The organism is Streptomyces sp. NPDC050315 (assembly GCF_040655775.1).
In the GTDB taxonomy this organism is placed as follows: Bacteria; Actinomycetota; Actinomycetes; order Streptomycetales; family Streptomycetaceae; genus Streptomyces.
On sequence record NZ_JBFAKN010000006.1, the window covers coordinates 482489 to 501852 of the forward strand.

At 70.9% G+C, this 19364-nt stretch carries 17 protein-coding genes and 1 tRNA gene; 8 read left to right on the plus strand and 10 right to left on the minus strand.

Going from position 1 to position 19364, the window contains the following annotated elements:
• Positions 1-32 precede the first annotated feature (32 nt).
• From pknB to AB0I82_RS24510, 6 genes are all read right to left on the minus strand, one after another.
• Entirely contained in the window at positions 33-2012 is a 1980-nt protein-coding gene (gene pknB / locus AB0I82_RS24485; protein ID WP_363259479.1) for a Stk1 family PASTA domain-containing Ser/Thr kinase, read from the minus strand.
• A gap of 145 nt (positions 2013-2157) precedes the next feature.
• Complete coding sequence (locus AB0I82_RS24490; RefSeq protein WP_363259480.1) at positions 2158-3621, minus strand: penicillin-binding transpeptidase domain-containing protein; 1464 nt, start codon at positions 3619-3621, stop codon at positions 2158-2160.
• Positions 3618-5015, minus strand: coding sequence for an FtsW/RodA/SpoVE family cell cycle protein (locus tag AB0I82_RS24495; RefSeq protein WP_363259481.1), 1398 nt, complete (start codon positions 5013-5015; stop codon positions 3618-3620). Before AB0I82_RS24495 ends, AB0I82_RS24490 begins: the two co-directional genes overlap by 4 nt.
• Positions 5016-5038: 23 nt before the next feature.
• Positions 5039-6571, minus strand: coding sequence for a protein phosphatase 2C domain-containing protein (locus AB0I82_RS24500; RefSeq protein WP_363259482.1), 1533 nt, complete (start codon positions 6569-6571; stop codon positions 5039-5041).
• Between the two features lie 129 nt (positions 6572-6700).
• Entirely contained in the window at positions 6701-7234 is a 534-nt protein-coding gene (locus AB0I82_RS24505; protein WP_363259483.1) for an FHA domain-containing protein, read from the minus strand.
• 10 nt (positions 7235-7244) lie between these two features.
• Entirely contained in the window at positions 7245-8057 is an 813-nt protein-coding gene (locus tag AB0I82_RS24510; protein WP_363259484.1) for a DUF3662 and FHA domain-containing protein, read from the minus strand.
• 498 nt (positions 8058-8555) lie between these two features.
• On the opposite strand from AB0I82_RS24510, the gene AB0I82_RS24515 reads away from it, so the two are divergent.
• A tRNA-Leu gene (locus AB0I82_RS24515) sits at positions 8556-8639 on the plus strand.
• Positions 8640-8752: 113 nt separating this feature from the next.
• Here AB0I82_RS24515 and AB0I82_RS24520 read toward each other — a convergent pair.
• The gene (locus AB0I82_RS24520; RefSeq protein WP_363259485.1) at positions 8753-9406 is read right to left on the minus strand and encodes an NAD(P)H-dependent oxidoreductase; all 654 of its coding nucleotides are present in this window, start codon (positions 9404-9406) and stop codon (positions 8753-8755) included.
• A gap of 94 nt (positions 9407-9500) precedes the next feature.
• Between AB0I82_RS24520 and AB0I82_RS24525 the strand changes: the two genes are divergently transcribed.
• Positions 9501-9863, plus strand: a complete 363-nt coding sequence (locus tag AB0I82_RS24525; protein WP_363259486.1) for a helix-turn-helix domain-containing protein — start codon at positions 9501-9503, stop codon at positions 9861-9863.
• Positions 9864-9889: 26 nt separating this feature from the next.
• On the opposite strand, the gene AB0I82_RS24530 is transcribed toward AB0I82_RS24525, so the two are convergent.
• Positions 9890-10324 (minus strand): MarR family winged helix-turn-helix transcriptional regulator, encoded by a 435-nt coding sequence (locus tag AB0I82_RS24530; RefSeq protein ID WP_363259487.1) that lies wholly within the window; start codon positions 10322-10324, stop codon positions 9890-9892.
• A gap of 143 nt (positions 10325-10467) precedes the next feature.
• On the opposite strand from AB0I82_RS24530, the gene AB0I82_RS24535 reads away from it, so the two are divergent.
• Genes AB0I82_RS24535 through AB0I82_RS24545 form a run of 3 tightly spaced genes read left to right on the plus strand, consistent with a single transcriptional unit; the run spans position 10468 to position 13227 of the window.
• Entirely contained in the window at positions 10468-11931 is a 1464-nt protein-coding gene (locus tag AB0I82_RS24535) for a DUF2252 domain-containing protein (RefSeq protein ID WP_363259488.1), read from the plus strand.
• 21 nt (positions 11932-11952) lie between these two features.
• A complete protein-coding gene (locus AB0I82_RS24540) occupies positions 11953-12825 on the plus strand; it encodes a hypothetical protein (RefSeq protein ID WP_363259489.1) in 873 nt (290 codons plus the stop codon).
• A gap of 57 nt (positions 12826-12882) precedes the next feature.
• Entirely contained in the window at positions 12883-13227 is a 345-nt protein-coding gene (locus AB0I82_RS24545; protein ID WP_363259491.1) for a rhodanese-like domain-containing protein, read from the plus strand.
• 84 nt (positions 13228-13311) lie between these two features.
• On the opposite strand, the gene AB0I82_RS24550 is transcribed toward AB0I82_RS24545, so the two are convergent.
• Positions 13312-14445, minus strand: a complete 1134-nt coding sequence (locus tag AB0I82_RS24550; RefSeq protein ID WP_363259492.1) for an acyl-CoA dehydrogenase family protein — start codon at positions 14443-14445, stop codon at positions 13312-13314.
• 241 nt (positions 14446-14686) lie between these two features.
• Between AB0I82_RS24550 and AB0I82_RS24555 the strand changes: the two genes are divergently transcribed.
• From AB0I82_RS24555 to AB0I82_RS24565, 3 genes are all read left to right on the plus strand, one after another.
• Positions 14687-15376: a DUF5819 family protein gene (locus AB0I82_RS24555; RefSeq protein WP_363259493.1), complete on the plus strand. Its 690-nt coding sequence runs from the start codon at positions 14687-14689 to the stop codon at positions 15374-15376.
• Between the two features lie 146 nt (positions 15377-15522).
• Positions 15523-16836 carry an HTTM domain-containing protein gene (locus tag AB0I82_RS24560; RefSeq protein WP_363259657.1) on the plus strand — a complete coding sequence of 438 codons (1314 nt, stop codon included), beginning with the start codon at positions 15523-15525 and terminating at the stop codon, positions 16834-16836.
• An 89-nt stretch (positions 16837-16925) separates the two neighbouring features.
• Complete coding sequence (locus AB0I82_RS24565; protein ID WP_363259658.1) at positions 16926-17597, plus strand: TrmH family RNA methyltransferase; 672 nt, start codon at positions 16926-16928, stop codon at positions 17595-17597.
• A gap of 41 nt (positions 17598-17638) precedes the next feature.
• On the opposite strand, the gene paaN is transcribed toward AB0I82_RS24565, so the two are convergent.
• Positions 17639-19339, minus strand: a complete 1701-nt coding sequence (paaN, locus tag AB0I82_RS24570; protein ID WP_363259494.1) for a phenylacetic acid degradation protein PaaN — start codon at positions 19337-19339, stop codon at positions 17639-17641.
• Positions 19340-19364 lie beyond the last annotated feature (25 nt).

Here is a 19364-nt window from a genome sequence, read left to right on the forward strand (position 1 = left end):
GGGCCCTCTTCGTCGTACCGACTGCCGTCGGCTCAGTGCCTGTCGCGGCCCCAGCCGTCGGCGCCGCCGAAGAAGCCGCCGTCGTCCCCGCCGTCTTCCCCGTTGCCGGGCATCGTGGTGAGGTTGATGGGCGTGTTCTTGGCGACCTCCGTGCCGGCCACCGGGTCGGAGACCACGACGGTCGCGTCGTCGCCCTGCGGCCCGGTGATGTTGCCGACCGCGAGACCCATGTCGGTCAGGGTCTTCTTGGCGTCCTTGAGCTTCTGGTTGGCCAGGTCGGGGACCTGGACCTTCTCGGCCGCCTTGGCGACGGTCAGCGTGATTGTGGAGCCGTTCTCGGCCTGGCTGCCGCCGGCCGGGTCCTGCGACAGCACGGTGTCGGCCGGCTGGTCGGACTCCTGGTCGGTGCGCGCCACCTTGAAGCCCAGGTCCGTGAGCTGCTTCTGCGCCGCGTCGAAGGGCTTGTTCGTGACGTCGGGCACGCTGGTCTTCGGCTTCTCGGCCGCGACGGTCAGGGTGATCGACGCGTCCTTGGTGGCCTCGGTCTGGCTCTCGGGGCTCTGCTTGATGACCGTGCCCGGGGTCTGGTCGGACGCCTCGGAGGTCTGCTGGATGTTGGTGAAGCCCTTGCCCTCCAGGATGGACTTCGCCTTGTCGAAGGTGTAGCCCTGCACATCCGGCACGGTCACCTTCGCCGGCCCGGTGCACATCGTGACCGTGACCGTGTCGCCCTTGCCGATGGTCGCCGGGGGCTTCGGGTTCTGCTTGGTGACCTGCCCCTTCTTGGCGTTGTCGCAGGTCTTGCTGCCGCCCCTGACCACCTCGAAGTCGCCGTTGCGGCCGGCTTCCTTGGCCTCGGAGAGGGTCTTGCCGACCAGGCTGGGCACGGCGAGGTCGCCGTCGGCCTTGCCGCCGCTGAACATCGCCTTGCCGATGAAGATCGCGCCGATCAGTACCAGGACCGCCGCCAGGATCAGCAGGATCGTGGAGGTGCGGTTCTTCTTCTGGCCGCGGCGCCGGTCCGGGCGCTCGTCGTAGCCGTAACCGCCGTCATCGGGGTTGACCGGCGGCAGCATGGACGTGGCGCCCGCCGGGTCCTGCGGCCGCAGCGCCGCGGTGGGCTGGTCCTGGTCGTAGCCGACGGCGCCGAGTGCCGCGGTGGCCGCGACCGGCTGCCCGTCCAGCGCCGCCTCGATGTCGGCGCGCATCTCGTCCGCCGACTGGTAGCGGTAGTCGGGGTCCTTGACCAGCGCCTTGAGGACGATGGCGTCCATCTCGGGCGTGATCTCGGAGTCGAAGTTGCTCGGCGGCTGCGGCTCCTCGCGCACGTGCTGGTAGGCGACCGCGACCGGCGAGTCGCCGATGAACGGCGGCCGCACGGTCAGCAGCTCGTACAGCAGACAGCCCGTGGAGTACAGGTCGGAGCGGGCGTCGACGGTCTCGCCCTTGGCCTGCTCGGGGGAGAGGTACTGCGCGGTACCGATCACCGCGGCGGTCTGCGTCATCGTCATGCCGGCGTCACCCATCGCGCGGGCGATGCCGAAGTCCATGACCTTGACCTGGCCGGTGCGGGTGAGCATGACGTTGGCGGGCTTGATGTCGCGGTGGACGATGCCGGCCCGGTGCGAGTACTCCAGCGCCTGGAGCACACCGATGGTCATCTCCAGGGACCGCTCGGGCAGCAGCTTGCGGCCGGAGTGCAGCAGCTCACGCAGCGTGGAGCCGTCGACGTACTCCATCACGATGTACGGGATCGAGACGCCGTCGACATAGTCCTCGCCGGTGTCGTAGACCGCGACGATGGACGGGTGGTTCAGCGAGGCGGCCGACTGGGCCTCCCGGCGGAACCGGGCCTGGAACGACGGATCGCGGGCGAGGTCCACGCGCAGCGTCTTCACAGCGACGGTGCGCCCCAGGCGGGTGTCATGGGCGAGGTAGACCTCGGCCATGCCGCCGCGGCCGAGCACCGAGCCCAGCTCGTACCGGCCGCCGAGGCGACGCGGCTCTTCCATAGCTACTCCAGCCCTCTCCGTTGATCCCGACCGCACCTGTGTGTGGTCCGGCGGTGTGCTGTTCGGGCATACCGTACCCGGCACGCCTGACGCGGCCCGGCCGCGGCCGCTACCTGATATGCGACCGGTATGGGCGTGACCGCAGTCACTGGTTGCCGTCGACTACCGCCTCCATGACCGCCTTGGCGACCGGGGCCGCGAGCTTGCCACCGGCGATGTCGCTGCGCAGCGCGTCGGATCCTTCGATGACCACGGCGACGGCCACCGGGGTGCCCTTGTCGGTCTTCGCGTAGGAGATGAACCAGGCGTAGGGGTTGTCCTTGTTGTTCTCGCCGTGCTGGGCCGTACCGGTCTTGCCGCCGACCGTGACGCCCGGGATCTGCGCGCTGGTGCCGGTGCCGTTCTTGACGACCGTCTCCATCATTTCCTGCAGCTTCTGCGCGTTCTCCGGCTTCAGCGGCTCGCCGAGCTTCTCCGGCTGCTGCTGCTGGATGACGTTGAGGTTCGGCGCGACCAGCTTGTCGACCATGTACGGCTTCATCAGCGTGCCGCCGTTGGCGACGGCCGCGGCGACCATGGCCATCTGCAGCGGCGTGGCGCGGTTGGACGCCTGACCGATGCCGGCCATGGCGTTCTGCGGCCGGTTGTCCTCGGGGTAGACGCTGGCGTCCGCGCGGACCGGCGTGAAGTGTTCCTTGTTGAAGCCGAACTTGTCGGCCTCCTCGATCATCTTCTTGTTGCCGAGGTCGGCGCTGATCTTGCCGAAGACAGTGTTGCAGGACCAGCGCAGCGCCTCGCGCAGGCTGGCGTTCTCGCACGGGATGTTGCCCTCGTTCGGCAGCGGGATGCGAGTGTCGGGCAGCGTCCACGGCAGCGGCGAGTTCGTCTTCGCGTCGATGTCCGTGTAGAGGCCGTTCTCCAGCGCCGCGGCCGCGGTGACCACCTTGAACGTGGAGCCGGGCGGGTAGGTCTGACGCAGCGCCCGGTTCAGCATCGGGTCGTCCGGGTTGTTCTTCTTCTGCAGCGAGAGGTACTTCTCGGCGTCCTTGTCGCTCATCCCGGCGAAGCTGGACGGGTCGTAGGACGGCGCGGAGGCCAGGGCGAGGATCGCGCCGGTCTCCGGGTTGATGGCCGCGACCGCGCCCTTCTTGCCCTCCAGGCCGTCGAATGCGGCCTTCTGGGCCTTGGCGTTCAGGGTGGTGACGACGTCGCCGCCCTGCTGCTTCTCACCGGTGAACATGTCCACCGTGCGGCTGAAGAAGAGCTTGTCGTCGGTGCCGGTGAGGACCGGGTCGTACAGCTTCTCCAGCTGGTTCGCGTCGAACGCCTGCGAGGCGTACCCGGTGACCGGCGCCCACATGGGGCCGTCCTTGTAGGTCCGCTTGTACTTGAAGTCGCCGCTGTCCGTGGTGGTCGAGCCGGTCACGGGCTTGTCGCCGACGATGATGTTGCCGCGCGGGATGCTGTACCGCTCGATGGCCACCCGGCGGTTGTGGGAATCGTTCTTGAGTTCGTCGGCCTGGACGAACTGCACCCAGTTGACGCGGATGAGCAGGGCGAGGACGAGCAGGCCGCAGAAGATCGCGACCCGGCGCAGGGGCTTGTTCACGGTCGGACCACCTGGGTCATCTCGGCGTCGGTGGAGGGAGCGGGGGCCGGGGCCGGGCGGCGCGCGGTGTCGCTGATCCGGAGCAGGATCGCGACCAGCGCCCAGTTGGCGATGACGGACGAACCGCCCTGCGCCAGGAACGGCATGGTCATACCGGTCAGCGGGATCAGCCCGGTCACGCCGCCGGCGACGACGAAGACCTGCAGCGCGAACGCGCCGGACAGGCCGACGGCCAGCAGCTTGCCGAACGGGTCGCGGGCGGCCAGCGCCGTACGGATGCCGCGCTCGATCAGCAGGCCGTAGAGCAGCAGGATCGCCATGACGCCGGCGAGGCCCAGCTCCTCGCCGACAGTGGCGAGGATGTAGTCGCTCTTCGGCGCGATACCGCCGATGAGGCGGGAGTAGCCCTGCCCGAGGCCCGAGCCGAGGATGCCGCCGGAGCCGAAGGAGTACATCGCCTGGGCGGTCTCGGTGACGCCGCCGTTCAGCAGTTCCAGGGGGTTGAGCCAGTTGTGCACACGGGTCTGGACGTGCGACTCGAAGGTGGCCACGGCGACCGCGCCGGCGCCGCTGAGCAGCAGACCGAAGACGATCCAGCTGGTCCGCTCCGTCGCGACATACAGCATGATCACGAAGAGGCCGAAGAACAGCAGCGAGGTACCGAGGTCGGTCTCGAAGACCAGGATCATCAGGCTCAGCGCCCAGATGACCAGGATCGGGCCGAGGTCACGGCCGCGCGGCAGGTACAGGCCCATGAAACGGCGGCTGGCCAGCGCCAGCGCGTCCCGCTTCACCATCAGGTACCCGGCGAAGAAGATCGCGATGATGATCTTCGCGAACTCGCCCGGCTGCAGCGAACCCACGCCCGGGATCGTGATCCAGATGCGGGCACCGAAGCGGGCCGGGAAGAACACCGGCAGGATCAGCAGAACCAGCGCCACCACCATCGAGATGTAGGTGTAGCGCTGCAGGACACGGTGGTCCTTGAGGAAGATCAGTACGCCCAGGAACAGCGCCACGCCGAGCGTGGACCACATCAGCTGACCCGGCGCCATCGCCCCGCCCAGCTGCGGCGTGGTGATCTGCGGCTCCTGGTCCAGGCGCCAGATGAACACCAGGCCCAGGCCGTTCAGCAGCGTGGAGATCGGGAGCATCAGCGGGTCCGCGTACGGGGCCCACTTCCGCACGACCAGGTGCGCGACGCCCGCCAGCAGGCCGAGGCCCAGCGCGTAGCCGAGCACGCCTGCGGGGACCGTGTCCTCCTTGGCGAGCCCGACGTTGATGTAGGCGAACACCGGGATGATCACGGCGAAGACGAGCAGCGCCAGTTCGGTGTTCCGGCGGCTCGGGGCTCCGATCGTCCCGATGGTGGTGGTGTTGCTGGTACTGCTCATGAGATCAACTGCCCCCTACGCCCTCACTGCTGGGTGCTGCAATTCTTCTCCAGCCGCTGCTGCTCCGCTGAGGGGGAGTTGCTGGTCGACGGCGTGGGAGTGGGGCTCGCGCTGTCCGTCGCGCTGCCCGGCCCGGCCGTGGAACCCGGCTTGGCGGTCGCGCCCGGCTTTGTACCGGCGGTGCCGCCCGCCTGGCGCTCGCTCTTCTTGCGGGCCGCCTCGCGCTCCGCGGCCTCCCGCTGCTGCAGGGACTTGCACGCGCCGGCCTGCTTGCCGAGCTCGCCGACCTTGACCAGTGCCTGGTTCCGGCTGTCGACCGCGATCGTCTCCTCGACCTGCTTGCGCTGGTAGGCGGGCAGGTACTTGAGTTCGATCTCGGGGTGGTCCTGGTCGATCTTGTTCATGGAGAACCACGCCAGGTCCTGGCTGATGCCCTGGTACAGGGCCACATGCCCGTCCTTGGCACCCACGAAGTACTGCGACTGCGTCCAGCGGTAACCGGCATACAGTCCACCGCCGACCACGGCCAGGCACAGCGCGACGATCAGCGTCGGCTTGAGCCACCGGCCGCGCCGCCGCGGCTCCGCGTAGTCGTCGTCGACGAACGCGCCGTACGCGCCCTGCGGCGGCACCGTGTCCGCGGCGCCGCTCCCGGGCGGGCCGAAGCCGCCGGCCGGCTGCGGGGGCACCTCGCCCCGCCCGCCGCGCCCCAGCTCGGCCGCGCGGCCCGCCGGGGTGTGCAGGGCACCGTCGTCGTACTGGTGCTGGTTCTCCGCGACCGCGCCGACGATCACCGGGGTGTCGTTCAGCTGCCCGGCGAGGGTGTCGGTGTCGTCGACGTTCAGTACGTCGGCCACGATGCAGGTGATGTTGTCCGGGCCGCCGCCGCGCAGCGCGAGCTGGATCAGCTCCTGCACGGTCTCGTGCGGGCCCTGGTAACTGGCGAGGGTGTCCTCCATCGTCTGGTGGCTCACCACCCCCGACAGCCCGTCCGAGCAGATCAGGTACCGGTCCCCGGCTCGCACCTCTCTGATGGAGAGGTCGGGCTCGACGTGGTCACCGCTGCCCAGCGCGCGCATCAGCAGCGACCGCTGCGGGTGCGTCGTGGCCTCTTCCTCGGTGATCCGGCCCTCGTCGACCAGCCGCTGCACCCACGTGTGGTCCTGCGTGATCTGCGTCAGCACGCCGTCGCGCAGCAGGTACGCACGCGAGTCGCCGACGTGCACGAGGCCGAGCCGCTGCCCGGTCCACAGCAGGGCGGTCAGGGTCGTACCCATGCCCTCCAGCTGCGGGTCCTCCTCGACCATGACGCGCAACTGGTCGTTCGCGCGCTGCACGGCCGTGCCGAGCGAGGTGAGGATGTCCGAACCGGGCACGTCGTCGTCGAGCTGGACGAGTGTGGAGATGACCTCCGAGGAGGCGACCTCGCCGGCGGCCTGGCCGCCCATGCCGTCGGCGATGGCGAGCAGGCGGGGGCCGGCGTATCCGGAGTCCTCGTTGCCTTCCCGGATCATGCCCTTGTGGGACCCTGCGGCGAAACGCAGTGACAGACTCATGCGCACCTCGCCCGTCGGCTCGGGGTACAGCCGGTCTCGCGCCACACTGCCCACCCTCCGGTCGGGAGCGCGCACGGGCCGGCCGAGTGGACCGCCGCGGCTCGCTCGCTCCGCTCGCTCATTGTCGTACTACTTCCGCAGCTCGATGACGGTCTTGCCGATGCGGATCGGGGCTCCCAGCGGAATCGGCGTCGGCGTCGTCAGCCGGGTCCGCTCCAGGTACGTGCCGTTCGTCGACCCGAGGTCCTCGACGATCCACTGGCCGTCGCGGTCCGGGTAGATCCTGGCATGCCGGCTGGAGGCGTAATCGTCGTCCAGCACGATCGTGGAGTCGTGCGCCCGGCCGAGGCTGATGGTCTGGCCCTGCAGGGCGACCGTCGTGCCCGTGAGGGTCCCTTCGGAGACCACCAGCTTGGTGGGAGCGCCGCGGCGCTGACGGCTGTTGCCGCCGCGACCGCTCTCCTGGCGACGCTGCGCCTGCGGCGGTGCCGCCGACTGCCGCTGTGCGCCTCGCTGCTCCTGGCCTCCGCGACGGGCGGCACCGCGCTGTGTGACGCGCGTGCCGAACAGATCGCTGCGGATGACCTGTACGGCCACGATGACGAACAGCCACAGTACGGCGAGGAAACCCAACCGCATGACCGTGAGGGTCAGCTCTGACATTGCCCCCGCTTCACCCTTCGGCTTGCCGGTAAACGATGGTGGTGCTGCCCACGACGATCCGCGAGCCGTCGCGGAGCGTAGCGCGGGTGGTGTGCTGCCCGTCCACCACGATGCCGTTCGTCGACCCGAGATCCTGGATCGAGGAAGGCGATCCGGCCCGGATCTCGCAGTGCCGGCGCGAGACACCCGGGTCGTCGATGCGCACATCGGCGTCGGTGCTGCGGCCGAGCACCAGCGTCGGACGCGAGATCTGATGGCGGGTGCCGTTGATCTCGATCCAGCGCCGGGTCTGGGCCTGCGGCTGCGCGCCCGCTGTGGGGCGCGCGGCCGGCTGCGCACCGGGCGGCGGGGACGAGGGCATGGGGGGCGGGCCCACGTGTCCGCCGCCGGGCCGGCCGGCCCGGGCCGCGCCGGCACCCTGGGGTGCGGCGCCTCCCTGCTGTGACGTGCTGGCGGCGAGGGTACGGCTGCGCACGCGGTACAGGCCGGTGTCCAGGTCCTCGGCCTTCTCCAGGTGGACCTTGATGGCACCCATGAACGTGTAGCGCTGCTGCTTGGCGTAGTCCCGCACCATGCTGGACAGCTCGTCGCCGAGCTGCCCGCTGTAGGGGCTCAGGCGCTCGTAGTCCGGAGCGCTCAGTTCCACGATGAAGTCGTTGGGGACGACCGTCCGGTCGCGGTTCCAGATCGTGGCGTTGTTGTCGCACTCACGCTGGAGCGCGCCCGCGATCTCCACGGGCTGCACCTCGGACTTGAACACCTTGGCGAAGGTGCCGTTGACGAGGCCCTCGAGACGCTGCTCGAAGCGTTTCAGTACTCCCACGGGGCACCTCCTTCCTCAGTCTTCGTCAGGGTCGACCCTGTACTGCTTACTGATCGTATCCACGCGTCGGGAAAACAGCTGGTTCCCCTTTCCCGCCTAGAGGACGAGTGTCGCCTCTCACAAGGTTGCCCACGCTCGCTGTCCGATGCTGACTGCGATCGTAGATGCGGCCGCACGACAGTGTCCCGCAACTGCCGAGCTCCCCGGGCGGGCGGGGCCGTTGAGGAGGCGCGCGGTGCACGGATGGACCTTCGTGGCGGGCGCCGTACTGACGCGACGGGGAGGATTGGATGTCCGCCGCGGGGCCGGGCGGGTGACGGCCCGGAGGACGGTCCGGCTGACGGGGCCATGACCGGCCGGTGCGGTGGCCTGCGGAGAACGGGTGTGAAGGCACCCCTCGCAGCGTGCTAATGTTTTCCATGTCGAAAGGCGCTCCCGCCGAAGACCCGGACCGAACGGCCCGGATCACCGGTGAGAGAATCGAGCGACAACACCCATGCGCGGGTGGCGGAATAGGCAGACGCGCTGGATTCAGGTTCCAGTGCCCGAAAGGGCGTGGGGGTTCAACTCCCCCCTCGCGCACAAGAGGACCCCCGGTCCCGGAGAGATCCGGACCGGGGGTTTTTCGTTGTCCGAAACCGCGACGGCGGGTGTGAGGCGTACCTCACACCCGCCGCCGTACGGCTCGGTCCGGCTCAGGCGGCGACGCGCTCCGCCAGCTCCTTCGCCTTGGTGACCGCCTCCTGCTGGGCCTTCTCGCGGGACGCCTCGAAGAGCGGGATCAGCTCGGCCATCGCCGGGTTCGACGGCGCCATGGTCAGCTCCGGCACGATGAAGTCCACCTCGAAGCCGAACGCCCCGGTGAGCACGGACTCCACGTAGTTCTGGACGTACTCGAAGTCCTCGCGCGGGGTGCCGGGGGCGTAGCTGCCGCCGCGGCTGGCGACGACGACGGCCGGGGTGCCCTTGGCGGAGCCGTTCTCGCCCGGTGCGGTGCGGCCCATGATGATCGTCTGGTCGAGCCAGGCCTTCAGGGTCGAGGGGATCGTGAAGTTGTACATCGGCGCGGCGATCACGATCGCGTCCGCCTGCTCGATCTCCTCGGCGAGCTTCGTACGCAGCGCGAAGGCGGCCTGCTGCTCGGGGGTGTGCGTGGCGGGGTCGCTGAAGCCGGCCGAGGCGGCGACGCCGTCGAGGTGCGGCAGCGGATCGGCCGCCAGGTCGCGGTGGATGACCGCGCCGCCGGGGTGCTGCTCCTCCCAGGTCTTGCGGAAGGCGGCGGTCACGGCACGGGAGGCGGAGACGCCCTCGGGCGAGACGGACGAATCGATGAGCAGCAGCGTGGCCATGGTGAGCTCCTTAGTGGAAAACCGTATGTACCTATGGATACCACAGTCACTTACTTTTTTATAGCTCCGAACCGCAAAGCAGTACCCTAGTGTCATGGCGGATCGCGGCGGAGAGGCATGCAAGCAGGTCGACAGCGGTATGACGCGCGTCTTCGGGCTGCTCGGAAAGCGCTGGACGGGGCTGATCGTGGCCACCCTGATGTCGGGTCCGGTGCACTTCGCCGACCTGCGGCGGGCGATCCCGGGCATCAGTGAGCGGATGCTCTCCGACCGGCTCGTGGAGCTGGGCTCTGCGGGCCTGGTGGTCCGCGAGGTCGACGCGGGCCCGCCGCTGCGCGTGGCGTACCGGCTCTCCCGGGCCGGACTCGCCCTGGAGCCGGCGCTCAAGGAGCTCGCGCACTGGGCGGAGACGTATCTGGCGGACGGGGGACAGTGCCCGGAGCGATTCCGGGACTGAGGCGGTTCCGGCCGTTCTGAAGCCGATCAGCCGAGGCGCTGCTGCGCTTCGTTGTAGCGCAGCAGGTACGAGGCGAAGCGCTCCAGATCCGCGTCGTCCCAGTCGGCGAGCCGGGCGGTGAACGCCTGGCGGCGCTGCGCACCGGCGTTGGCGAGTACCTCCGCACCGCGCTCGGTGGGGTGCAGTACCTGTACACGGTGGTCGTCCGGGTCCACCCGGCGCTCGACGAATCCGAGCCTTTCCAGTGCGGAGATCTGCCGGCTGACCGTGGACTTGTCCAGCAGGTAATGTGCGGCGAGATCGGTGGCGCGGCAGCCCTTCTGGTCCTCCAGATGGGCGAGGAGGGTGTACGAGACGAGCGAGAGCTCGGGGTGCATCCGGGCCGCGGTGGCGCGGGCCCGACGCGCGAAGGCCGTCAGCTCCTGCTGGATGATGCCGACGGAGTCGTCTCGCTGCGTCACGGTTGCTCCCTTTCTCCTGCTTGTTGCTCAGTACAACGTAAAGTGCGGCGCTTTCCGTCGGCAGGGCCGGGCCCGGGTGGGATGGTGGTCACCCCGCTCCCCCCACCGTCAGAAGACACGGACCCGACCGGAGGGAACCCCGGATGGACACGGTGCGGCTTCCGCACGTCAGCGGTTTTGCGCGGCGAGGCGACGACGGGCCGGGGCCGAAGGCCGCCGGCAAGGCGCTGCGGGAGACGGTGCCGCGGTCCGCGCACAGCGAGCCGGCCTTCGGGGCCGGCCGCCCGGGCGCCGTGGCGGCGGTGGAGGAATCCAGCGCCGGCCGGCTGCCGGAGCTCGTACCGATACGGGTCGGCCGGATGGCGGCCTCGCCGTTCGCGTTCCTGCGCGGCTCGGCCGGGCTGATGGCGTACGACCTGATGACCACGCCCGTCACCGGCATCGCGGCCCAGCTCTGCGGAGACGCGCACGCCGCGAACTTCGGGCTGTACGCCGACGCCCGCGGCCGGCTCGTCATCGACCTGAACGACTTCGACGAGACCCTGCGGGGGCCGTGGGAGTGGGACCTGAAGCGGCTCGTGGCCTCGCTCGTCCTGGCGGGCCGCGAGGCGGGCGCCGACGAGGACGCCTGCCGGGACGCGGCGCGGGACGCGGCGGGCGCGTACCGCCGCACGATGCGGCTGCTGGCGAAGATGCCCGCGGCGGACGCGTGGCACGCCATCGTGGACGAGGACCTGGTCTCGCACGCGGACGCGCGGGACCTGGTGGGCACGCTGGAGCGCGTGATGGAGAAGGCGCGCAAGAACACCAGCGCGCGCTTCGCCGCGAAGTCGACCGAGGCGGTACCGGACGAGGGCGGCACGGCACCGGGCGGCGGGCAGGCCGGCGTCCGGCGGCGGTTCGTCGACGCGCCGCCCGTGCTGCGGCGGGTGCCGGACGCGGAGGCCGCCGCGGTGGTGTCGGCGCTGGCCGGGTACCTGCGGACGCTGCCCGACGACCGGCTGCCGCTGCTGTCCAGGTACGCGGTGCACGACGTCGCCTTCCGCATCGTCGGGACGGGCAGCGTCGGCCTGCGGTCGTACGTCGTCCTGCTGCTGGATCACCGGGGCGAGCCGCTGGTGCTGCAGGTGAAGGAGGCGCGTGCTTCCGCGCTCGCGCCGTACGTGCAGAAGGCCGGGTTCGAGGTGGCGCCCGTGGAGCACGAGGCGCGCCGGGTGGTGCTCGGCCAGAAGCGGATGCAGGTCGTGAGCGACATGCTGCTGGGCTGGACGACGGTGTACGAGGCCCAGGCCGCGGCGGGTGGGGGCCGGGAGGGGCGGCCCTTCCAGGTGCGGCAGTTCCGTAACCGCAAGGGCAGCGTGGACCCGGCGGCGCTGCCCGCGGACCAGCTGGACGACTATGCGCGGATGACCGGTGCGCTGCTGGCCAGGGCCCATGCGCACAGCGCCGATCCGCGGCTGGTCGCCGGGTACTGCGGCAAGAGCGAGGCGTTGGACGAGGCGCTGACCTCCTTCGCGGTGGCGTACGCGGACCGCACGGAGGCTGACTACGAGGAGCTGGTCACGGCGGTGCGCAACGGGCGGCTGGCCGCAGAGCCGGGAGTGTGAGCCGGGCCGTAGGGTGGCCGGGTGACGAACTCGCAAGCGCAGAACGGGCAGGACGGCCAGGCAGCCGCAGGAGGTGCGGGCCCGGAGGATCCGGCGGCCGGCGGCGCCGACGGGCAGGCAGCGGGCGGCACCGCCCGGCTGGCGCAGGCGGTGCGCGCTGCCGAGCAGGCACTGATCGAGTTCGAGATCGCGGTGGAGACCTTCCGGGTGGAGGTGGAGAACTTCTCCCGCCTGCACCACCAGCGGCTCGGGCCGATGTACTCGCGGCTGGACGAGCTGGACGCGCAGATCGCGGAGGCCGTCGCGGCACGGTCGGGCGATCCGGAGGACGTGCGCAGGGCGCAGGAGCTCCGTGCGGCCGTGCTGCCGATGCCGGGTGTGGAGGAGCTGTTCCACGGCTGGATGGGGTCCGAGGGGCTGTGGCCCGAGGCACAGGCCATGCTGACGGACCAGCCGGTGCGCCCGCCGCAGAAGGTGCGGCCGAGCGAGGAGGCCCGCAAGGTGTTCCGGGACCTGGTGCGCAAGGCGCATCCGGACCTGGCGCAGGACGAGACGGAGCGGGAGCGCCGGGACGCGTTCATTTCGCGGGTCAACGCCGCGTACGCGATCGGTGACGAGGCGGCGCTGCGGGAGCTGGCGGCGGAGTGGGAGGCCGGTCCGGTCCCGCAGGAGCGACAGCTGAGCGAGAGCGAGGAGCTCTACGCGCGGCTGGAGTGGCTGGCCACGCGCAAGGAGATGCTGACGGCGGTCGCCGCGGAGCTGGAGGAGAGCGCGATCGGCCAGATGCTCAAGATGGCGCCGGAGGACCCGGACGCGCTGCTGGAGCAGATCGCCGAGAAGCTGCTGGCCGATGTGGCGGAGCGCGAGGAGCGGCTGGCTCAGCTGGTGGGCTAGGGGGCTTCTGATGGCGCGGGCGGCGCGCGGGGAGGCCGGTCGGGTAGCGTCGGGGCCATGCATTTTGGTTCTGTGCCCACGATCGGTGTCGACGCGCTCACGCCGGCGGATTTCCTGCTGGACGTGCGGGAGGACGACGAGTGGGAGGCCGGGCACGCCGAGGGTGCCCTGCACATCCCGATGAGCGATTTCGTCGCGCGCTACGCCGAGCTGACGGAGAAGGCGCCCGAGAGCGGCAAGGTGTACGTACTGTGCCGGGTCGGCGGCCGTTCGGCGCAGGTCACGCAGTACCTGGTCCAGCAGGGCGTCGACGCGGTGAACGTCGAGGGCGGGATGCAGGCGTGGCAGGCCACCGGGCGTCCCGTGGTCACCGATCAGGGTGCGCCGGGCGCGGTCATCTGACCCTCGGCTCAAGGCATTTCGCGCGGCGGTGCTCTGTTTCACGTGAAACGTGAAGCGGGGCGCCGCCGCGTTGTGGGAGCCCGCTCAGCCCAGCGGATGAGCCGCCAGCAGCTCCCCGAGCGCTTCCTCGTGTGCCGGTGCGGGGCCGAGTGCGAGTTCCAGTTGCTTGGCCCAGGCGTGGTAGCGGTGCAGCGGGTAGTCGGTGTCGGCGCCGAAGCCGCCGTGGAGGTGCTGCGCGGTCTGTACGACGCGCCGTACGCCCTCCGCGGCCCAGATCTTGGCCACGGCGACGTCTCCGGCCGGGGGCAGGGCGCCGGGTGCGCCGGTACCGATGCGCCAGGCGGCCTGCCAGAGGGTCGCTTCCGTGGCCCGCAGATCGATGTACCGGTCGGCGGCCTGCACGGCGACGGCCTGGAACGTGGCGACCGGGTGCCCGAACTGTTCGCGGGTGCCGGTGTATTCGGCGGTCATGGCGAGGACCCGCTCGCCGAGCCCGAGCGCCTGGGCGCAGGTGCCGACGGTGAGGAGCTGCCGCAGCCGTTCCCAGGCGGCGGGGTCGGTGATCATCTCGCGGGCGGTGAGCCGTACGGCGTCCAGCTGGACCTCGGCGTACCGCTCCCCGTTGGTGGCGATCTGCTCGGCGAGGGTGACGCCGGGGTGGTCGCGGGGGACGAGGGCGAGGACGGCGCTGCCGTCGCGGGTGTGTGCCGGGAGAAGGAGGCGGTCCGCGCTGTGGGCCCAGGGCACGGCGCTGTGGGTGCCGTCCAGGATCCAGTGCGCGTCCTGCTCCTGTGCCTCGACGGCCAGTTCGGCCGGTTCGTGTCCGGTGCGTCCGGTGCCGGCGACGGTGACGATCAGCTCGCCGCGGCCGATGCGGGGCAGCGTCTCCTCGCGCAGGCCGGGGTCGGCGTACGTCTGCAGGGCGAGTGCGGCGGCGGCCGTCTCCAGCAGCGGTACCCGGGCGAGGACCTTGGTGGCTTCGCGCAGGACGAGGCAGAGCGCGACAGGGTCGAGTCCCGATCCGCCGTACGCGGGGTCGAGAACCAGGCTGAGCAGGTCCGCGTCGGCCAGCGCGCGCCACAGGTCGCGGTCGATGTCGTCGGCGACGGCTCCGGTGGTGAGGGACGGTGACGGGACGGCGTCCGGGGCGACTCCGGAGAAGACGGCCCCGGCCGCCTCGGCGGCCGCCTGCTGTTCCTCGGTGAAGGTGAAGTCCACTGGCTGTCCTTCCGCACGCACCGTTGGGGGCCTGCAAGGTAGAACAGGTTGCAGGAATTGGGAATGGCGGCGGACGGCCGAGGTGCGGATGAGGCGCGGCGAGGGCGGTCCGGCGGCGCGGGCGACGGCCCGGAAGGTGTCGAGGCTGTGCACAACCGGGGGAACGCTGTCGCTGCGCACGTGGCCTGGGTACGGTTCCGTGGCGGGATGGAGCCGCACAGGACCGGGGAACGGGGCATGAATGCAGTCATACGCGGACGAAACGCGACCACCACAGGCGTCGCCCGTCACCGCGCTCTCGCTGCCTTCGCGGATCGTGGTGGCGACCGCGGCGGGCGGCATCGCGATCGCCGTCCTGGTCCACCTCGCGATGATGTTCCTGCACGTCGCCCCGTCCAACACGGTCACCAAGGCGCACGGCGAGGCGGTCAGCGACTACGTCTACCCGGAGTACGAACAGAACTGGAAGCTGTTCGCCCCCAATCCGCTGCAGCAGAACATCTCCGTACAAGTACGGGCGGAGATACGCCCCGGCGACGGCGGCAGCGCCCGTAGGACCGGCTGGACCGACCTGACCGCGCTCGACGGCCGGGCCATCCACCACAATCTCTTCCCCAGCCACACGCAGCAGAACGAACTGCGCCGCGCCTGGGAGTCGTTCGTCGGCTCGCACGACGCGCAGAACCGTCCGAACGGCACCCGCGGTGAGCTGACCGAACGCTATCTGCGGCGGATCGCGATGGGCCGCCTCGGCGCGGAGTGGACGGCGCACGGCGGCACGGTCGACCGGATCGCGTTCCGCTCGGTGACGACGCCCGTCGGGCCGCCGCCGTGGAGCGCCGAGAAGATCAGTAACAAGCCCGTGTACCGAGTGCTGCCCTGGTGGCCGGTCACCGTCGACGACGTGCCCGAGGGGGCGAGCAACCAGTGAGCACGCACTCCACGGAGCATCGGCACATGAGCGACACCGGCGGCGCCGACGCGCAGAAGGCGCAGGGCGAGCAGGACTATGTCGTGCGGGACACCTGGATAGAGCGGGCGGTCGGCCGCGGGTTCGCCCGTGTCACGGCCGGTCCGATGGCCCCGTACCAGACCGCCGTGATCCGTATCGGCTTCGCCGCGACCTGGCTGTTCTTCCTGTTGCGCGAGTGGCCGCACCGCCATGAGCTGTACGGCCCGGACGGCGTCTGGAGCCTGGACATGGCCCGCCGGCTCCTCGGGAACAACGGCGCGTTCTCCGTGCTGGTCTGGTCCGACGGCCGCGGCTGGTTCGAGCTCGTGTACGCGCTGGCCGTGCTCTCCAGCGCGCTGCTGATGCTCGGCTGGCGCACCCGCACCATGTCCGTGCTGTTCATGATCGGCGTGCTGTCGCTGCAGAACCGCAGCGTCTTCCTCGGGGACGGCGGCGACAACGTCATCCACCTGATGTCGATGTACCTGGTCCTGACCCGCTGCGGGCAGGTCTGGTCGCTGGACGCCCGGCGCGCGCGGCGAACGGCGACGGCCGGGGCCGGGGCCGGTGTCGACGGGACGCCGGGCCGGGACGTGATCGGCGTACTTCTGTGGTCCGTCCTGGGCCTGGTCCTCGCCGTCGCCCAGCTGCTGGGGCTGCACGGGCTGGAGTGGACGGCGGACGGGCCGTTCCCGCACGTGGGCTGGGCCTTGGCGCTGTGGGGGCTGTGGCTGGCGCACGGCGCGTGGTGGTGGGTGCGGCGCTATGCGCCGGGAGAGCCGCGTACGGTCCTCAACACCCTCGCCGACCTCGCGCACAACGGCGCGCTGCTGGTCATCATGGTCGAGGTCTGCCTGATCTACGCCACGGCCGGCTGGTACAAGATCCAGGGCAACCGCTGGCAGGACGGCACCGCCGTCTTCTACCCGATGCACCTGGACTACTTCTCGCCGTGGCCCGAGCTGTCGGCGCTGCTCGCGGGCAACGGGCTGCTGGTCATGCTGGTCACCTACGGCACGGTGATCGTGCAGGTCGCCTTCCCCTTCACGGTCTTCAACCGGCGCGTGAAGAACGTCCTTCTGGTGGCGATGATCCTGGAGCACCTGTCCATCGCGGTGCTCCTCGGGCTGCCGTTCTTCTCGCTCGCGATGGTGGCGGCGGACGCGGTCTTCCTGCCGACGAACTTCCTGCGGTGGCTCGGCGCCCGGGTGTCGGGCGTACGCGACCGGCTGCTCCCGGGCGGGGCGGCGCGGCGTGCGGCCGGTGGGGCGGTCAGTGGGGCGTCGGGAGCGGCGGCTGACTCGGCGTCCGGAGCGGCGGTCGATGCGGCAGGGGACGAACGGGAGACGGGCGGAACGGCGGGGGACGCGGGGAACCCGGCCGGTGGGTCGGGGGCTCGTACGCGGGAGTCCGGCGGTGGCCATACGCTCGTGGGGTGAGCAGCGAGAAAACCGCCCCCGGCAGCGGTCAGGACACCACCGGCGGCAGCCCGGAGGGCCACGGCCGGCGCACCACCGGCCCGGCGACGATCCTCCCCGACGAGTCCGCCCGGACCGCCGAGCCCGTCCAGTACGACGAGGGCTTCGCGACCGTCGTCGGCGTGGGGCCGCACCCGGAACCCTGGCCGCAGGACGAGCGGTACGACCCCGAGCTGCTCGCGCACGGTGACCGGCGCAACGTCGTCGACCAGTACCGCTACTGGACCCGCGAGGCGATCGTCGCCGACCTGGACACCCGCCGCCACGACTTCCATGTGGCCGTGGAGAACTGGGGCCACGACTTCAACATCGGCTCGGTCGTGCGCACCGCCAACGCCTTCCTGGCCAAGGAGATCCACATCGTCGGCCGGCGCCGCTGGAACCGGCGGGGCGCGATGGTGACCGACCGCTACCAGCACGTGCGCCATCACCCCGACACCGCGGACCTCACCGCCTGGGCGGCCGCCGAGGAGCTGCCGATCATCGGGATCGACAACCTCCCCGGCGCCGTCCCGCTGGAGACCACGGAACTGCCGCGACGGTGCGTGCTGCTCTTCGGGCAGGAGGGGCCGGGGCTGACCGAGGAGGCCCGCGCGCACGCCTCGATGGTCTGCTCGATCGCGCAGTTCGGCTCGACCCGCTCGATCAACGCGGGGGCGGCCGCCGCCATCGCCATGCACGCCTGGATCGGCCGCCACGCCCGCATCGAGCCGCCTGCCTAGGGCGCGTTGCTCCGGCGCCCCGCGTTATGGATCAGTACTGATCACGCCTGGCGTCGCACCTCCACCGTCCGGAACCGGTTGGCCACGAACGCCGCGTCGCACAGGGCCGCGTTCGCCGCCGGATTGCCGCCGGAGCCGTGGAAGTCGGAGAACGCCGCGGTCTGGTTGACGTACACCCCGCCCGTGAGGTTCAGCGAGAGCTGGGCGCACTCCTCCAGACAGGCGTCCTCGACCAGATGCTCCACCTCCGGCGAGGTGGTGTACGCGCCGACGGTCATCGCGCCCTTGTCGCGCAGCGTGCGGCGCAGCAGCTCCACCGCCTCCGGCGCGGAGTCCACGGCGACGGCGAAGGAGACCGGGCCGAAGCACTCCGAGAGGAAGGGCGGCTCGGCGTCCGCGCCCTCCCACTGCTTCCGCTCGCCGTCGGCCTTGACCATCACCGGCGTACGGACCGTGGCGCCCGGGAACTCGGGGTGGGTCACCTCGCGGGAGGCCAGCGCGACCTCGCCGAGCTCGGGGGCTGCCGTTATACGCCCGGCCACCTGCGGGTTCACGATCGCGCCCAGCAGGGCGTTGGCCCGGGCGTCGTCACCGAGCAGGCCCTGGACGGCGCCCGCGAGGTCGGCGACCACCTCGTCGTACGTCTTCGGTCCGGCGTCCGTGCTGATGCCGTCCCGGGGGATGAGGAGGTTCTGCGGGGTCGTGCACATCTGGCCGCTGTAGAGGGACAGCGAGAACGCGAGGTTCCCGAGCATGCCCTTGTAGTCGTCCGTCGAGTCGATGACGACGGTGTTGACGCCGGCCTTCTCCGTGTACACCTGCGCCTGGCGGGCGTTCTCCTCCAGCCAGTCGCCGAAGGCGGTGGAGCCGGTGTAGTCGATGATGCGCACCTCGGGGCGGAGCGCGAGGATCTTGGCGAGGCCCTCGTCGGGGCGGTCCACGGCGAGCGCGACCAGATTCGGGTCGAAGCCGGCCTCGGCGAGCACCTCGCGCGCGACGCGGACGGTGAGGGCGAGCGGCAGGACGGCCCGCGGATGCGGCTTGACCAGCACGGGGTTGCCGGTGGCCAGGGAGGCGAAGAGGCCTGGGTAACCATTCCACGTGGGGAAGGTGTTGCAGCCGATCATCAGGGCGACGCCGCGCGGGACGGCCTGGAAGGTCTTGCTGAGCTCCAGCGGGTCGCGCTTGCCCTGCGGCTTGGACCAGGGGGCGGCCTCGCCGGGCGTGCGGGTCTGCTCCGCGTAGGCGTACGCCACCGCCTCCAGGCCGCGGTCCTGGGCGTGCGGCCCGCCGGCCTGGAACGCCATCATGAACGCCTGGCCGCTCGTGTGCATCACCGCGTGCGCGAACTCATGGGTGCGGGCGTTGATCCGGGCGAGGATCTCCAGGCAGACCGCGGCGCGGACCTCGGGCCCCGCGTCCCGCCAGGCGGGGATCGTCGCGCGCATGACCGGCAGCAGGACATCGGGGTCGGGGTGCGGATACGTGATGCCCAGTTCGATGCCGTACGGCGAGATCTCCTCGCCGGTCCAGCCGTCCGTGCCGGGCTGGTCCAGCTCGAAGCGGGTGCCGCGGAGGGCCTCGAAGGCGGCCTTGCCCTCGGGCGCGGCGTCCTCGCCGTACGCCTTGGGGTGCTCCGGGTGCGGGGACCAGTACGCCCGGCTGCGGATGGTCTCCAGCGCCTGGTCGAGGGTGGGGCGGTGCTTCTCGATCAACTGCGTCGTGGTCGGGTCGGCGGCCATCGGGGACCAACTCCTCGTCGATCAG

Excerpts from the sequence above, each read along its gene's own strand:
- pknB (WP_363259479.1), bottom strand. The coding sequence starts at position 2,012 with ATGGAAGAGCCGCGTCGCCTCGGCGGCCGGTACGAGCTGGGCTCGGTG.
- AB0I82_RS24500 (WP_363259482.1), bottom strand. The coding sequence starts at position 6,571 with ATGAGTCTGTCACTGCGTTTCGCCGCAGGGTCCCACAAGGGCATGATC.
- AB0I82_RS24505 (WP_363259483.1), bottom strand. The coding sequence starts at position 7,234 with ATGTCAGAGCTGACCCTCACGGTCATGCGGTTGGGTTTCCTCGCCGTA.
- AB0I82_RS24560 (WP_363259657.1), top strand. The coding sequence starts at position 15,523 with ATGGCCCCGTACCAGACCGCCGTGATCCGTATCGGCTTCGCCGCGACC.
- AB0I82_RS24555 (WP_363259493.1), top strand. The coding sequence starts at position 14,687 with ATGCAGTCATACGCGGACGAAACGCGACCACCACAGGCGTCGCCCGTC.
- paaN (WP_363259494.1), bottom strand. The coding sequence starts at position 19,339 with ATGGCCGCCGACCCGACCACGACGCAGTTGATCGAGAAGCACCGCCCC.
- AB0I82_RS24545 (WP_363259491.1), top strand. The coding sequence starts at position 12,883 with ATGCATTTTGGTTCTGTGCCCACGATCGGTGTCGACGCGCTCACGCCG.
- AB0I82_RS24535 (WP_363259488.1), top strand. The coding sequence starts at position 10,468 with ATGGACACGGTGCGGCTTCCGCACGTCAGCGGTTTTGCGCGGCGAGGC.
- AB0I82_RS24495 (WP_363259481.1), bottom strand. The coding sequence starts at position 5,015 with ATGAGCAGTACCAGCAACACCACCACCATCGGGACGATCGGAGCCCCG.
- AB0I82_RS24520 (WP_363259485.1), bottom strand. The coding sequence starts at position 9,406 with ATGGCCACGCTGCTGCTCATCGATTCGTCCGTCTCGCCCGAGGGCGTC.
- AB0I82_RS24525 (WP_363259486.1), top strand. The coding sequence starts at position 9,501 with ATGGCGGATCGCGGCGGAGAGGCATGCAAGCAGGTCGACAGCGGTATG.